Annotated in this window: 12 protein-coding genes; 6 read left to right on the top strand and 6 right to left on the bottom strand. The window is 72.7% G+C overall.

Annotated features, from left to right (window positions below):
• Window positions 1-68: 68 nt before the first annotated feature.
• The 5 genes from WME90_RS43620 to WME90_RS43600 all read right to left on the bottom strand — a co-directional run bounded on the left by WME90_RS43620 (window position 69) and on the right by WME90_RS43600 (window position 4,401).
• Entirely contained in the window at window positions 69-404 is a 336-nt protein-coding gene (locus tag WME90_RS43620; RefSeq protein WP_012240887.1) for an HU family DNA-binding protein, read from the bottom strand.
• A 558-nt stretch (window positions 405-962) separates the two neighbouring features.
• Complete coding sequence (locus WME90_RS43615) at window positions 963-1,910, bottom strand: NAD(+)/NADH kinase (protein WP_437278007.1); 948 nt, start codon at window positions 1,908-1,910, stop codon at window positions 963-965.
• The gene (locus WME90_RS43610) at window positions 1,910-2,572 is read right to left on the bottom strand and encodes an NUDIX hydrolase (protein WP_437278006.1); all 663 of its coding nucleotides are present in this window, start codon (window positions 2,570-2,572) and stop codon (window positions 1,910-1,912) included. The genes WME90_RS43615 and WME90_RS43610 overlap by 1 nt, the downstream gene beginning before the upstream one ends.
• Window positions 2,573-2,809: 237 nt before the next feature.
• Window positions 2,810-3,550, bottom strand: coding sequence for a CPBP family glutamic-type intramembrane protease (locus tag WME90_RS43605; protein WP_437278005.1), 741 nt, complete (start codon window positions 3,548-3,550; stop codon window positions 2,810-2,812).
• Entirely contained in the window at window positions 3,550-4,401 is an 852-nt protein-coding gene (locus tag WME90_RS43600) for a decaprenyl-phosphate phosphoribosyltransferase (protein WP_437283735.1), read from the bottom strand. Before WME90_RS43600 ends, WME90_RS43605 begins: the two co-directional genes overlap by 1 nt.
• Here WME90_RS43600 and WME90_RS43595 point away from each other — a divergent pair.
• The 4 genes from WME90_RS43595 to WME90_RS43580 all read left to right on the top strand — a co-directional run bounded on the left by WME90_RS43595 (window position 4,316) and on the right by WME90_RS43580 (window position 9,350).
• On the top strand, window positions 4,316-4,666 hold the full coding sequence (locus WME90_RS43595; RefSeq protein WP_437283769.1) for a hypothetical protein: 351 nt from the start codon (window positions 4,316-4,318) through the stop codon (window positions 4,664-4,666). The two genes, WME90_RS43600 and WME90_RS43595, sit on opposite strands and share 86 nt — an antisense overlap.
• A gap of 319 nt (window positions 4,667-4,985) precedes the next feature.
• The gene (locus tag WME90_RS43590) at window positions 4,986-5,951 is read left to right on the top strand and encodes an AAA family ATPase (RefSeq protein ID WP_044967114.1); all 966 of its coding nucleotides are present in this window, start codon (window positions 4,986-4,988) and stop codon (window positions 5,949-5,951) included.
• Between the two features lie 10 nt (window positions 5,952-5,961).
• Window positions 5,962-7,176: a DUF58 domain-containing protein gene (locus WME90_RS43585; protein ID WP_437278004.1), complete on the top strand. Its 1,215-nt coding sequence runs from the start codon at window positions 5,962-5,964 to the stop codon at window positions 7,174-7,176.
• Complete coding sequence (locus WME90_RS43580; protein ID WP_437278003.1) at window positions 7,173-9,350, top strand: transglutaminase TgpA family protein; 2,178 nt, start codon at window positions 7,173-7,175, stop codon at window positions 9,348-9,350. Before WME90_RS43585 ends, WME90_RS43580 begins: the two co-directional genes overlap by 4 nt.
• A 51-nt stretch (window positions 9,351-9,401) precedes the next feature.
• Here the strand turns inward: WME90_RS43580 and WME90_RS43575 are convergent, their stop codons facing one another.
• Window positions 9,402-11,411, bottom strand: a complete 2,010-nt coding sequence (locus tag WME90_RS43575; protein ID WP_437278002.1) for a hypothetical protein — start codon at window positions 11,409-11,411, stop codon at window positions 9,402-9,404.
• A 210-nt stretch (window positions 11,412-11,621) separates the two neighbouring features.
• Here WME90_RS43575 and aspS point away from each other — a divergent pair, with 210 nt between their 5' ends.
• Entirely contained in the window at window positions 11,622-13,577 is a 1,956-nt protein-coding gene (aspS, locus tag WME90_RS43570; RefSeq protein WP_437278001.1) for an aspartate--tRNA ligase, read from the top strand.
• A 195-nt stretch (window positions 13,578-13,772) separates the two neighbouring features.
• On the top strand, window positions 13,773-15,158 hold the full coding sequence (locus tag WME90_RS43565; RefSeq protein WP_437278000.1) for a DUF4388 domain-containing protein: 1,386 nt from the start codon (window positions 13,773-13,775) through the stop codon (window positions 15,156-15,158).
• The last annotated feature ends 43 nt before the right edge of the window (window positions 15,159-15,201 follow it).

The raw sequence follows: 15,201 nt of genomic DNA, 5'->3' as shown, positions 1-15,201 counted from the left end.
GAGCCCCGGCGAGGGGGCCGCCGCGGGCCTCCGCCGCGCAGAGGAGCCCTCCGGCGAGCCGGAGAGGCTCAGGAGAGCGAGTCCTTGATCGCCTTGATGGGGCGGGCGCGGACCGACTTGCTGGCCGGCTTGGCCGCGAACGTCATCGGCTGCTTCGTGAAGGGGTTGATCCCCTCGCGCGCCTTGGTGGCGGGCTTCTTGACGACGCGGAACTTCGCGAAGCCGGGCATCGTGAAGATGCCGTTCTTCTTGAGCTCCTTGTACGCGATGTCGGTCAGCGACTCGAGGATCGCCTTGACCTGCTTGCGCGAGATCTCGTTCTCGTTGGCCTCGACCACCGCGTTGATCAGCGCGCTCTTGCTGAGCGACGTGCTCTTCTTCCCATCCGCCTTCTTGGCCGCCATGTTCATTCCTCCTGAGGTTTGTGCCCTCTTGCGGGCCAAAGGAACCACAACGGCCGCCGCAGATCCAGTGTCGAATCGTCGATCGGAGCTACAAAAGAAGGGGTTTCATGCCCCGGGGGGCGCGTCGCTCCGCCGGAAGGACGGCCGGGGGGCCCTGGCGCGGGCCGCCAAAACCGCGGGAAAACAGCCGAAATCGACCCTTTTTCAGGCCTCACGCGCCCGCCGCGAGGGAGGTCGTATGCCAGGCGCTCGACGTAGGAGATCACCCGAACCCCTTCCGTTGAAGGCGATCGAGGCTGGCCGGGAGCCCCCGCCGGGTCGAGCCTCCTCGGTCGATGGCCCCGCGCGGCTCGCCCGCGGGCGCGATCGCGCCGCAAAGGCCCGCTCGATCCAGGCCCGCGAGCGCGAGATCACCTCGCCCCGGCGCGAGATCACCTCGCCCCGGCGCGCGTTCGCCTCGCCCCGGCGCGCGATCGCAGCACGGCGGCGCGGTCCCGGGGCGCCCGTCTTCCCCGGGGCTCCGCGCCGCTCCGCAGCCCCGGCGCCCGCTCCGCGGAGCTAGCGGCGGCTCACCGCCGAGCCCGCGCCCCACTTCCTCTTGGCGGAGAGGCCCAGGATCGTCAGCGACTGAGGCGCCTGCGCGAACTCCATGACGTCGCCGAAGCCGACGTTCACCGAGTGGATCGGCCCGTCGAAGAAGAGCTTCGCGTCGTGCGTCTTGCTGCGCACGACGAGCGAGGCGCCCGGCTGGATCAGGGCGTGGCGGAGGCGGTACTCCTCGCCGTGAGGGGTGTAGGGCTCGCGGACGACGAGCTGGAGCCGCTTCGAGGTGAGCGGCAGGACGCGCCCGCCAGCGGAGCGCTGCGCGGCCGTGGACCCGGCCGCGGGGCCGATCCAGAAGCCGCTCGACTTCTGCTCCTCCTCCGTCCGACCGAGCCGGAGCACGTAGCGCGACGTGGCCGCGGGGGAGACGTGGCAGAAGAGCGCGTCGTTCAGGACGCGCCCCGTGGCGAGCTTGTCGTTCACCGTGACCTGCATGCGCGCGAGCACGGTGCTGCGGAGCGAGCCGCTCAGCGCCCCCGCGATCGCGTCCGCCGCGTCGCGGCTCGTCGCGCCGCAGAAGAAGCCGACCGAGTGGCCCGGCGCGCTGTTGATGCCGAGGATCGGCACGTCGCCGACGTTGTGGGACGCGCTAAGGAGCGTCCCGTCGCCGCCGACCGTGATCACGAGATCGAGATCGCCCGCGTCGAAGGACTGCGCCGCGCTGGCGACGACGTCGATCTGGGCGCCGAGGTCGTCGAGCGCCGCCTTGACCTCGCGCACGGTCTGCTCGTGCGCGTCGTGGGATGCCTTGAGGCGAGCGACCGCGGAGTCGCCGGCCTCGATGAGCCGCGTGATGCGCGGGTCCTTCCGCTCCTCGCGGTAAATCCTCCAGGCGGAGCGCTTCACGACGAGCGCGACGCGGGGCGGACGCCGCGACGCGGGCGCGGGGGGTCGTTCCGCCATCAGAGCTCCGCGAGGCGCCGGAGCGCCACCTCCGTCTTCGCGTCCTCGATCATGCCGCGCCGGGTGAGCTCGATCGCCGCGTCGAGCGGGACCGCCACGATGGTGGCGAACCGCTCGAGCGGGGAGCCGTCCTCGAGCGGCGTCCCGCGGCGCGCCGGGTCGACCTCGACATGAAAGAAGAAGTGTCGCTCGCCCACCATGCCCGGCGCCGGGAACGTCGACGGGCCGAGCGGCTGGAGCTCCGACGGAGGCACGTCGAAGCCCACCTCCTCGAGCAGCTCGCGGGCGGCCGAGCGCCGCAAGCCCTCCGGGCTCCGCTCGTCGAGCTCGACGAGCCCGGCGGGCAGCTCCCAGATCGCGCCGAGCGTCGGCGGCTCCGGGACGGGCCACACCTCGGGCGAGCGGGTCGCGGCCGGAGGCCGGAGCGCCGAGCGGAGGAAGACGTGACGGCGCCCGTCCGCGTCGCGGTAGTGCGGGGCGATGACCACCGCGTCGAGGCGCGCGCGATCGACACTGTCGTAGGTGAACGCGTCGCTCAGCGAGCCGTCCGGGAACTCCACGCGGAACACCTGGCGCCGCACGTTGAGGAAACCAGGACCGTCCAGCGAGGGGATCGTCCGGACCAGCTTGAGCGCGAGCTTCGGGAAGGGAGGTAGCCGCATGCGTCGAGGCGGAAAGCATAGCGCCAAACGGCCGTCGATCGCGATGCACCTCGCCCCCGCGCCTGGGGCGACGGCCTCGGGCTCGACGGCGTGCGCTCGCCCCCGCGCCCGGCGCGCGCTCGCCCCCCGGGCCCGGGGCGGCCTCGGGCTCGGCGCCGCGCGCTCGCCCCCCGGGCTCGGGGCGGCCTCGGGCTCGGCGCCGCGCGCTCGCCCCCCGGGCTCGGGGCGGCCTCGGGCTCAGCGGAGCACGAGGACCCAGACGTCGTACAGCGCGTGGGTCCAGACGGCCGGCGCAAAGCCGCGGAAGACGTAGATCGCCGTGAGCACGAGCCCGCACACCATGCGGAACACGAAGGAGGGGAGATTCCAGGGATCGCCCAGCGACCCGACGTAGTGCCAGCCGGAGAAGACGGCGGCGGCCACGACCGCCCAGCCGACCATGAGCACAACCCCCTGGACCCCCCTGCCGAAGAAGAGCTTGATCCCGAGCGCGCCCAGCCCATAGAGGCCGGCGCGGAAGGCGATCTCCTCGTAGAAGCCCGCGCCGAGCGACATCACGACCCCTGTGAAGATGTCGTTCGACGCCGCGGGCGGGCCGAGCCGCAGCGAGCCGACCACGTAGGAGCCAGCGAAGCGCATCAGGATGGCGTAGAGCGCGCCCTCGGTGGCGAGCAGCGCGAAGCGCCTCGTCTGGAGGGCATGGCCGCGGCCGAGGATGGAAAGGACGAGGACGAACGCGGCGCCGACGGCGACGGTGAGGCCCGCGTAGAGCGGGAGGCTGTGCTTGGCCAGCGCGCGGAGCTCGGCGGTGACCGGATCCGCCGCGTTGCGGATGGGGAGGAAGGCGACGCCGAGGTGGTACAGGACGAAGATCGGCATCGTCAGCGCGAGATCGGTCAGCGCATCGCTCTTCGCGGTGGGCTTGTCGCCGGCGGGGGCCGCCCCCGGCCGGGCGAGCTCCGGTCCGGCGCCGAGCATCAGGACGGCCTCAGGCGATACACGATCACCAGCACCTCGGCCGACCACATGACGACGTTCAGCACGAAGGGCGTGTCCCGGAGGATCTCCTGGGTGGGGCTCTCCGCCTTCGCGCTGCCGGCCACGAGCTGGAGGAACCGGATCCCGCCGAAGAGCGGGTGGACCGCCGTGAGCCAGAGGTACGGGTTCTGGAAGAACCGCTGCGTGTCGTGATCGAGCGTGTACGCCAGGTAGGTGGCGAAGGTGGCGAGGCCCGTGACGGCGAGCGCCGCCGTCAGGGCGGAAGGCGTGTAGCCGTCCAGCGCCGCGCGCTGCTTCGAGGCGTTGACCGAGGCGAGCTCGTGGCGGCGCTTGCCGAAGCCGAGGAAGAGCGCGAGCAGGGCGGTGCACGCGATCATGAAGCCGGAGAGCGGCGTCTTCGTCGCGAAGCCGCCGGCGAGCACGCGCAGCACGAAGAAGATCGCGATGCAGCCGACGTCGAGGTACGCGATCTTCTTGAGCCGGAACGAGTAGGCGACGTTGAGGACGTAGTAGCTGGCCGCGACGACCGCGAAGAGCGGCGGGCCGAGCAGGCTCGCGCCGAGCGCGATGACCGCGAGGCCGACCGCCATCGCCTTGGCGACCGGGATCGGCACGCGGCCCGAGGCGATCGGCCGGAAGCGCTTGACCGGGTGGACCCGATCGGCCTCGACGTCGACGATGTCGTTCAGGATATAGACCGCGCCGGCGAGCAGGCAGAAGATCGCGAACGCCCCGATCGCGCTCATGATGATCGAGGGGTGGGTCAGGTGCTTCGCGAACACCACGGGGGCGAGGACGAAGAGGTTCTTCACCCACTGGTGGGGGCGCATCGCGCGGATCATCCCGCGCACGCGCCAGAGCAGCGTCCCCTTCGGAGAGTCGGGCAAGAGGGGCGGCTGCGCGATCAAGCCGCCCGAGGGGGGCCCGCTCTCCGGCGAACGGGAGCTCGGCGCGCCGGCGCTCCGCGGAGGCGACGAGGGGGGCTTGCCCGCGGGGACGGAGCTCACCGACGCGGGCGAGCCGCCCTGCTCGGCGGGCGCCGACGCCTCCGGCGCGCCCGCGTCCGAGCGAGCATCGGCGCCGGACGCCTCCTGAGCAGGAAAGGATGCGGCACTGTTGCGAAATAGGGGCCCCGAGGCGGTCACGGCGGGCGGAGCATACTCGGGCGCACAGGTCCCGGCCATTCCGCGGCAAGCAAAAGAACAGAAGGCCCGGGCGCCCGAAACCGGGCGCTAGCGGCGAATCCGAAGCCCCCGCCACGCAACGAACCCGGAAGAACGTGGCGCAGCGCACCCGAGCCAGCGGCCTGGCCTCGAGGTCGCGAATTTGCGTTCGCACCCGCCGGCCCAGCTCGTGGAACGCTAAATGCGCATCCGCGCAGGCGGGCCGTAACCTCGTGCTACCATCGCCCCCGATGACATCGGCGCTCTCGGTCGCGCGTGAAGCTTCGCCTCTTCTCCTGAAGCTTCGCTCTGCCGTGGAGCAGGCCCTCGAAGGGAAGCCAGAGGCGGTCGAGCTGGCGCTCATCGCGCTGCTCGCCCGGGGCCACGTCCTCATCGAGGACGTACCCGGCGTCGGCAAGACGACGCTGGCCCGAGCGCTGGCGAAGGCCGTGGGGGGCGAGCTCCGTCGCGTTCAGTTCACAAGCGATCTCCTGCCGAGCGACGTGCTCGGGGTCAGCGTCTTCGACCAGCGGCTCGGGCAGTTCGTCTTCCGGCAGGGGCCGATCTTCGCGAACGTCCTGCTCGCCGACGAGATCAACCGGGCGAGCCCGCGGACGCAGTCGGCGCTGCTCGAGGCGATGAACGAGGGGCAGGTGTCGATCGAGGGGACGGCGACGCCGCTGCCGTATCCGTTCTTCGTGCTCGCGACCCAGAACCCGCAGGATTTCGCCGGCACGTTCCCGCTGCCGGAGTCGCAGCTCGACAGGTTCATGGTGCGGATCCGGATCGGGTACCCGCCGCCCCAGGTCGAGATGCGGCTGCTCCTTCAGGGCGGCGAGCCCGACCGGGCGCGGAACGTGCCGCAGATCATCGATCCCGCCCAGCTCGTCGCGCTGCAGCGCGAGGTCGATCGCGTCGAGCTCGACTCGTCGCTCGCGACCTACCTGCAGGCGGTGCTCACGGCCACGCGATCGAGCCCCACCCTGTCGCTGGGCGCGTCGCCGCGCGCCGGCATGAACCTGGCGCGCGCGGCCCGGGGGCGCGCGGTCCTCTACGGACGCTCGTACTGTATCGCGGACGACATCCACAACCTCGCGGTCGCCGTGCTGGCGCACCGGGTCCGGCTCTCGGCCCACGCGGAGGGCTACATGCCGACCCGCGACGAGTGCGAGGCCGCGGTGCGCGACCTCGTGGCGCGGGTGCCGGTCCCCCTCTGAGGGGTGGGCGATGGGCGCAGAGGACAGGGAGCGGGGATCACTCAGCGGCAGCTCCCGCGGCGCCGACGCAGCGGCGCGCAGCGCCGTCCGGCCGGGCAAGCCGAGGCGCGACAGGCCCCTGGTCGAGCAGCGCCCGCTGCTGCCCCAGCGCGGGGAGAAGGCGTCGTCGTGGACGAGGTTCCTGCTCTCGCTCAGGCCACCCCGAAAGCTCAAGTTCACCCGGGAAGGAAAATACTACCTCGGGATCACGCTGGGCGTCGGCTTCGCGGCGATCAACACGGGCAACAACCTCCTCTACCTGCTGCTCGGGATGCTGCTGTCGCTGATCGTCGTCTCCGGCGTGATGAGCGATCTGTCGCTGCGGCACCTCACCGTGACCCGGCGGCTGCCGGCCCGCGCCCAGGTGGGGCGGGCTCACCTCGTCGAGATCGAGGTCTACAACCACAAGAAGCGCGTGCCGTCGTACGCGATCGAGGTGGAGGACCTGCGCGCCGGCCAGCCGGCCGACAAGCGCTGCTTCTTCCTGAAGATCAGCCCCTCCAGCGCGCAGGTGGCCGCTTACCGGCGGACGCCGGCGCGGCGCGGCCGCGACCGGCACACCGGGTTCCGCATCGCGACCCGCTTCCCCTTCGGGCTGTTCGAGAAGTCGCGGGAGGTCGAGGCCGAGGGCGATCTCATCATCTACCCCGCGGTCGATCCGGTCCGGCTCCCGGTCGAGGAAGCGGGCCGGCGCGAGGGCGGCGCGAGCCTCAGCGGGCGCGGGGGCGGCGACGAGACCTTCGGGCTGCGGCCGATGCGCGACGGGGACGATCCGCGCGACATCTACTGGAAGAAGAGCACGATGCGCGACCAGCTGGTGCTGCGGGAGCGCACGCGCGAGACGCGGCCCGACGTGCAGATCGTCGTCGACACGGTGCGCCCCGCCGGCGAGGGCGACGGGTTCGCGCCGGTCTTCGAGCGCAGGATCCGAGAGGCGGCGTCGCGGGCCGTCGCCCACATCAAGCGCGGCGACGCCGTGGTCGTCGCGACGACGCTCGGCGAGCGCGTGCGCGGCGATCGCAACATCGGCTCCGACGCGATCCTCCGGTTCCTGGCGCTGCTCGACGCGGTCGATGACGGCCGGGCGCCCGCGCTCGGCGCCGCCCGCGCGTCGCGGCGCGAGGCGTCGAGCCCGGGCCCGAGCAGCGGCGAGCGCCGCGCCAGCACGACGAGGACCGCGTCGTGAGGTTCGGGATGGTGCACCGGGTCATGACCGACGCGCTCGCGGCGCTCGGCGTCATCGCCCTCGTCGCGAGCGGGCAGTTCAACCGCTACGTGAGCTGGGCCGTCCTCATCGGCCTCGGGATCGCGCTCGTCATGCGCGAGTCCTGGCAGCGGCACCCGGCGCTCCGCCACCTCGACACGGGCGTCCTGCTGGCGGTCATCGCCGTCCAGGTGGTCCGCATCGTCGCCACGGACGCGAGCGTGCTCGACGTGCTCGTGGAGTTCGCCGCCGCGCTGCAGATCATCCGGCTCGCGACGCGCAAAGGGGCGGCGCACGACCAGCAGGTCATCGTGCTCGCGCTGCTGCACCTCATCGCCGGGACCGTCCTCGGCGGCGGCATCGGCTACGGGCTGTGCTTCCTGGGGGTGCTCGTCGTCGCGCCAGGCGCGCTCGTGCTCAGCCACCTGCGGCGCGAGGTCGAGGGCAACTACCGGCAAGGGGCGCGCGACCGGACGGGGCTGCCCGTGGACGTGCCGCGCATCCTGCGCTCGAGGCGGGTCGTCGGGCGCTCGTTCCTGGCCGTCACGTGCCTGCTCTCGATCCCGATCTTCGTCTTCACGGCGCTCCTGTTCGTCATCTTCCCGCGCGTCGGCCTCTCGCTGCTCCTGCTCAACCGCGGCCACACCGGGCGGATGATCGGCTTCTCGGGCAAGGTCGATCTCGGCGCGGTCGGCGTGCTGCGCAGCGACCCCAAGCTGGCGATGCGGGTCGAGGTCCCCGAGCTCCCGGAGCCGCCGCCCCCGCGCCTCACCATGCACCTGCGCGGCACCGCGCTCGACGCGTACGACGGCCGCAGCTGGACCCAGAGCGAGACCTTCAAGCGGCCGACGGAGAGCGACGCGGGGCTCGTGCCGATCGAGCGGTACCCGGACCCGGCGGTCGACCCGGTGATGCGGATCGATCTCGAGCCGATCGATCCGCCCGTGATCTTCCTCCCGCCGAACGCGACGGGGCTCCGGCTGAAGCACCGCGGGCAGCTCGGGGTCGACGCGAACACGATGGCCCACCGCGGACCGGAGGGAGAGCTCCGGTACCAGCCTACGGACGATCGCGGGCTCGTCTACGACGTCTTTCTGTCGCGGAAGCGGTCGCCGACCTTCCAGCGCCTGCCGGGGGTCGAGCGGAAGCGCTACCTGGAGCTCCCGAAGGATCTGCCGACGCGCGTCGCCGATCTCGCGCAGCAGTGGACGCAAGGCGTGGAGCGCCCGGCCGACAAGGCGCGGGCGATCCAGGACCACCTGCGCACGGAGTACCGGTACGACCTCGCGTCGCCCTCGGGGGCGGACCCGCAGCCGCTCGACCATTTCCTGTTCGAGTCGAAGCGCGGGCACTGCGAGTTCTACTCCACGGCGATGGCCATCCTGCTGCGCGCGGTGGACGTCCCGACGCGCAACGTGACCGGCTTCGTCGGCGGGACCTACAACCGCTTCGGCCGGTTCTATGCGGTGCGCCAGGGCGACGCCCACTCGTGGGTCGAGGTGTACCTCGACGGCGAGGGGTGGCTGACGTTCGACCCGACGCCGCCGGCCGACGCGGCGCCGAAGAGCGAGCTGGTCGGGGTCTGGGCGTACCTCCGCGATTTCATCGAGGCGACGAGCCAGCGCTGGGACAGGCACATCGTCGGCTACGACCTGAACCAGCAGGTGAGCCTGCTCCAGACGCTCACGTCGCGGTACCGGCGATCCGGGTCGAGCGGCGACATCGCCGCGCTGTCGCGCCCGCGGATCCTCGCCGTCGCCGCCGTCGCGCTCGCGCTGGGCGGCGGCCTGCTCTACTGGCGCTTCCGCCGCACGCGCCGCGGGCGCGACGAGCGCCGCGCCGACTCCGGGCGCACGCCGAGCGCGATCCTGGCGACCGCGCTCTACGAGAGCCTGGAGGCCGCGATGCTCGTCCAGGGCGTGGCGCGCCCCCCCAGCATGCCGCCGCTGCGCCACGCCGAGGCGCTGGAGCTCGCGGAGCACCCGCTGGCGCGCGAGATCCTGACGCTCACGCACGTCTACCTGCGCGCCCGCTTCGGCGGGGAGGCGCTCACCGAGGACGACAGCCGCGACTTCGAGCGGCGGGTCAAGGCGCTCCGCTCGACGGACCGGCGGGCGCGCGCGTCGGGCGAGGCCGGGCTCACCGCGTCGCCCTGATCGAGGTCGTGGAGGCGAGCGGCGCGCTCGAGGCCGCGCCGCGCGGCCGCGTCAGCGGCGGCGCACGGGCCGCTTCGCGATGAACGCCTGCCGGATGCCGGTGACGGCGCGGCGGCTCGGGCCGCCGGACACGAACGGATCGTCGCGCGCGAGCTCGCCCAGCCGGTCGAGGAACGACTGCGCCACGACGCGCTCGCCCAGCAGGGTGACGACGTCCGACTGGCCCCGCATCGTCGACGCGAGGACGGCCGCGGTCGACGTGTCCGGCACCGCGGCGATCGAGAGCGACTCCAGCACGCGCCTGAGCGGCACGATCGACTGCGCGGTCGCCAGCTTGCGATCCGAGGCGCCGAGCGGCTGAGGGGCGTACTCGAGCCAGATGCCGGCGACGTTCAGGTGGCCGAGCAGCTTCTTCGACCAGCGCGGATCGAGCTCCACGTAGAGCGGCCGGACGTCGGCCAGCGTGGAGAGCGCGAACTCGCTGGGCTCGCCCGCGAGCGCGAAGTCGCGCAGGAGCGGCGCGAGCTTGCGTTCGTCGGCGAGCAGGCTCGCGGCGACGTGGCCGCGATCGAGCAGCGGGATCGGGACGACGAGGACATCCGGCCGCTCGCCGCGCGTGATCCGCGCCGCCCACGCGCGCCACGTGATGGCCGGGGAGCGCACGAGGATCGCGGTCCCGGGATCGAGGCTCCCGTACGCCTCGTCGGTCCAGACCTCGGCGGCCGTCTGCTCGCTCCGGTCGGCGGCGAAGCCGGCCTCCTCGCTCGTCAGCGCGACGAGCGTCAGCTGGAAGACGACGAGCAGCGCCGCGCCGCTCCGCGAGAACGGCACGCGCGTGTGGAGCAGCGCCCGCACCGCGGCGTGCGCCCCGAGCGCCGAGCCGACGGCGATCGCCGCGACCGCGAGCGAGCGCAGCGGGGTGAGCGGATCCGCGGAGAGCACGCCGGCGGCCCGCGCGGGCAGGACGGTGTCGAGCGCGAGCAGGACGAGGAAGGGCGCGACGAGCCACCGCGCGCGCGGGCGCAAGAGCGAGAGCGAGAGCCCGGCCGCGGCGATCAGCAGGGAGGCGACGCCGATCTCGCGGCTCCACGCGGCGAGCGCGGTGGTGCGGGCGCTCGCGACGTCGATGGCGGCGAGGCTCCCGGCCGTGAGCGCGCGGCCGATGTCGGCCCATGCGCGCGGCGCGAGCGGCCTGAGCACGAGCGGCGCGAGCAGGAGCGCGGCCGTGAGCGCGCCTGCGGCGGCGGCGGCGCCGAGCACGCGCCGGGGCGGGCCGCCAGGCGAGGCCTCGGCGGGCTGCCCGCCGTGACCGCCGCGCGCGAGGAACATCGCGCACGACGCGGCCAGCGCGGCGAGGCCGGCGGGGGGGCTCTCGGCGAACGTGGCCCCGAGGAGCGCGCCGAGCGCGATCCACGCGCGCCCGGCGTGCCGCCCCTGCTCGGCGCACGTCGACGCGAGCGCGATCGCCACGAGCGCGCAGCAGGTGGCGATCATGGCGCCGCCGCCGACCGTCGCCTCGCGCTGCCAGGTCGGCGAAAGCGCCGCCGTGAGGACGGCGATCGCGGAGAGCACGGACGCGAGCCGCGGGCTCACGGCGCCGCCGAGCACGCCCGGCGCGGCTTGCGCGCCGACGGGCGCGCCAGGCGCGGCTTGCGCGCCTGGCGTGGATCGCGCGCCGGCGGGGGTCGCCTCGGCCGCGCCGCCGCGGAGCTTGCGCCAGAGCGCGAGCCCGGGGAGGGGCGCCGGCTGCGCGGACTCCAGGAGGAGGCGGCGGACCATCTCGTAGAGCAGGCGCGACGCGAGCGCGAGCGCGAGCGCCGATCCGAGGGCGGTGCGGAAGGTCCGGGAGCCCAGCGGGAGCAGGCTCAGCGCCTGCGAGAGCGCCGTCGACAGGCCGCCGCCCACGCCGACGGCGACGAGGCCGAGATCCCGGACAGCCGTGAGATCTTCCCGCCATTGCCCGGAGGATGCGGCGCGGGCCAGCGACAGCCCGAAGGGCAGCGCGGCCGACAGCAAGGCGAGCGACCGATCGAGCCAGCAGCGTTTCTCTCCGGAGCCCACCGAGCGGCCATGCCAGATCGGTCGTGGCCGGGCCAAGTTCCGGCGCGCTCCAGCGCCGCGGCGGCGGCGCGTGGCCCGAGCCGCGCCGCCGCCGAGCCGCGCGCGCGGGGGCCGATCCGAGCGGCTCGGCGGCGCGCGAGCATCCGGAGAGGCGGTGGGCGGCGACCTGGGCTAGAGTCGCCGCTTCCACGGAAAATCGGAGGTCGGCTCGTGTCCCGTTTCATCGATGAGCTCAAGAGGACGCACCGCTGCGGCGATCTGCGCGAGGCGGACATTGGCAAGCAGGTCGTGCTGTTCGGCTGGGTCGCGCGGCGCCGCGATCACGGCGGCTGCATCTTCATCGACCTCCGCGACCGCACCGGCGTGACGCAGATCGTCTTCGATCGCAGCTACCTCGAGGCGATCAGGAAGCGCGGCCTGAAGGCGGAGGAGAAGGACCTCGTCGACGCGCACGCCGCCGCCGAGCGGGCCCGGTCCGAGTGGGTCCTCGGCGTCCGGGGCGTCGTGGTAAGCCGCGAAGGCAACGTGAACGACAAGATCGACACGGGGGCCATCGAGGTCTGGGTCGCCGAGGCGACGATCTTCAACAGGGCGGAGACGCCGCCGTTCGAGATCGCGGACGAGATCGAGACGCGGGAGGAGATCCGCCTCCAGCACCGGTACCTCGACCTGCGCCGGGCCCCGCTCCAGCGGGCGCTGCGGATGCGCCACGAGGTCAACCGGACGACGCGGAACTACCTGTCGGACCAGGGCTGCCTCGAGCTCGAGACGCCGTTCCTCGTGAAGTACACGCCGGGCGGGGCGCGCAACTTCCTCGTCCCGTCGCGGATCTCGGCCGGCAAGTTCTACGCGCTCGCCGAGAGCCCGCAGCTCTACAAGCAGCTCTTCATGGTCGCGGGCTTCGACCGCTACTTCCAGATCGTGAAGTGCTTCCGGGACGAGGACCTGCGCATCGACCGGCAGCCGGAGTTCACCCAGATCGACGTCGAGCTGTCGTTCGTGAACCAGGACGACGTCTTCGGGTTGATGGAGGGGCTCGTCTTCGCGGTCTTCAAGGCGGCCCTCGGCAAGGATCTCACCGAGCTCTACCCGACGGGCCGCTTCCCGCGCATGCCGTACGCCGAGTCGATGCGCCGCTTCGGCAACGACAAGCCCGATCTCCGCTTCGGGATCGAGCACACCGACCTCACGGACCTCATCATCGAGCACAACGGCGGCGGGGTGCCCTTCTGGGTCGAGCTCGCCGAGAAGTTCAAGTCGGGCAAGCTGCGGCGCGACCTGCCGGCCGAGATCGTGAAGGGGCTCGTGATCCCGGCGAGCGCCAACCTGTCCCGCCAGCAGACCGAGGACCTCGAGCGCGGGCTGCGCGACGTGAAGGGCTTCCGCGGCCTCGCGCGCGCCAAGCTCGCCGAGGACGGCTCCTGGACGCAGTCGCCGCTCACGAAGTCGATCACGCCGGAGCTCCGCCAGAAGCTGAACGAGGCGCTCGGCGCCAAGCCGGGCGACGTCCTCTGCTTCCAGTTCGGCAAGGAAGCCATCGTGCACACCGTGATGGCGAAGCTCCGCATCGACGTCGCCAAGAAGATGGGGCTCATCCCGGAGTACGGGCATGGCGACCAGTGGAGGTTCCTCTGGGTGACGAACCCACCTCTGTTCGAGTTCGACGAGGACACGGGGCGCTGGGCCGCCGCGCACCACGCGTTCACCCGGCCGATCGACGAGCACGTGCCGCTCCTCGAGAGCGATCCGGCGCGCGTCGAGTGTTACCGCTACGATCTCGTGCTGAACGGGTTCGAGATCGGCGGCGGCTCGATCCGGCTGCACGATCCCGAGGTGCAGGCGCGCGTCTTCAAGACGCTGGGCATCGACGAGGGCGACGCGCGCGACAAGTTCGGGTTCCTCCTGGACGCGCTCCGCAGCGGCGCGCCCCCGCACGGCGGCATCGCGCTCGGCATGGACCGGCTCGCGATGCTGCTCAGCGGCGCGCCGACGCTGAGGGACGTCATCCCGTTCCCGAAGACCAACCAGGGCACCGACCAGATGACCGGCGCGCCCGTGACCGTCGACGCCGCGCAGCTCACCGAGCTGCACGTGAAGACGACGGTCGCGGCGCCGGGCACGGACGCCCGGCCGGGCGCGGCGGGCACCGGCAGCGCCGGCGCCTGATGCCGGCCCCGGGGACGCGCCCGCGATCGGACGCGTCTCCGGTGGCGCGACGGCGCGGCGAGCCTCTCGCGGCGCGCGGCGAGAGGCTCGCCTCCGCGCTCGCTGTGCTCTGCCTCGCCGCGCGCCGCCGTTCCCCTTGGCCTTTATGTTTGCAGGCCGCGCACTTCTGATAGGGTAGGGCCTGTATCCTTCGCCATGGCCTCCCCGGCGCGAGTCCTCGTTGTCGATGACAGCCCGACCATCCTGAAGGTCGTCAGCGCCATCCTCGCACGCAACGGGTTCGACCCGACCGTGGCGCGCGACGGGCTCGCGGGGATCGAGCTGATCAAGAAGGGGCCGAAGTACGACGTCGTCCTCCTCGATTTCGTGATGCCGAGGATGAACGGCTACGCGTTCTGCCGGGAGCTCCGATCGAACCCGTCGCACCGCAACGTGCCCGTCGTCCTGATGAGCGCCAAGGGCGACAAGCTCAGGGGGCAGTTCGTCCAGCAGACCGGCGCCGTCGACGCGATCACCAAGCCGTTCGACGCGCGCGCGCTGGTCGCGGTGATCGAGGGCGCGCTCTCGAAGGCGGCGGAGGGGCGCGCGCGGCCCGTGCCCGAGGGCGCGAAGATGCCCGACGAGGACACGATCGCCGAGAGCGTGCGGCCGAGCCTCCTCGCCAGGAACATGCGCCAGCGCACCGGCGCGGAGTTCGCGCAGCAGCTGGCGACGGTGATGACGCCGGCGATCATGACCCTCTCGCCCGAGGCGCGGACCAACGAGGCGGCGGTGATGCAGGCGGTCGCCCGCGTGATGACGAGCGAGGTGGTCGCCAAGCTGACGCTGACGCTCCGCGATCTCGACGAGACGCCCCCGGACGCGAAGGAGGTGATGAGCGGCGACGTCTCCGCGATCCCGCTCGCCGAGATCCTCCAGCTGCTCCAGATGCAGCGGCAGACGGGCGTGCTGCGGGTGACCACGAACCGCGCGTCGGTCACGATCTCGCTCCGCCATGGGCTCATCGATCTCGTGCAGGCGCGCAACTCGTCGGACGAGTTCAAGCTGGGGCGCTACTTCATCGAGCGCGGGCTCCTGACGCGGGAGCGGCTCGAGGCGCTGCTCCGCGCGAAGCGGCCGCAGGCGCTGCTCGGCCAGGTGCTCGTGGAGGCGGGCGTCGCGACGGACGACGACCTCACCGCCGTGCTGGAGCGACAGTCGAGCGAGCTCATCTACGAGGTGCTGCGCTGGCCGTACGGGCGCTTCTCGTTCACGCGCGAGCCGTTCCGCCCCGAGGTCGAGCAGGCGCACCTCGGCCTCCCGGTGTCCGCGCTGGTGCTCGAGGGGTTCCGGCGCGTCGACGAGTGGCGGCTCATGGAGGGGACGATCAACTTCGACCAGGTGGTGGTCGTGGATCAGGTCGCGCTCGACGGCGTGGGCTCCGGCAAGCTGACGCGGACCGAGCAGCTCGTGCTCGGGGCGGTCAACGGCTCGCGCACCGTGAACGAGGTGATCAAGGAGAGCGCGGTCGGCTCGTTCGACGCGATCAAGACGATCTACCAGTTCCTGCAGTCGCGCGTGCTGAGGACCAGGGCGGCCTGAGCGCCGCGGCCGAGAGGACCACGGGGCCCGCGCGAGGCCGCGA

Source organism: Sorangium sp. So ce375 (genome assembly GCF_051473855.1).
In the GTDB taxonomy this organism is placed as follows: Bacteria; Myxococcota_A; Polyangia; order Polyangiales; family Polyangiaceae; genus Sorangium.
This window is presented reverse-complemented; position numbering and strand designations above follow the sequence as displayed.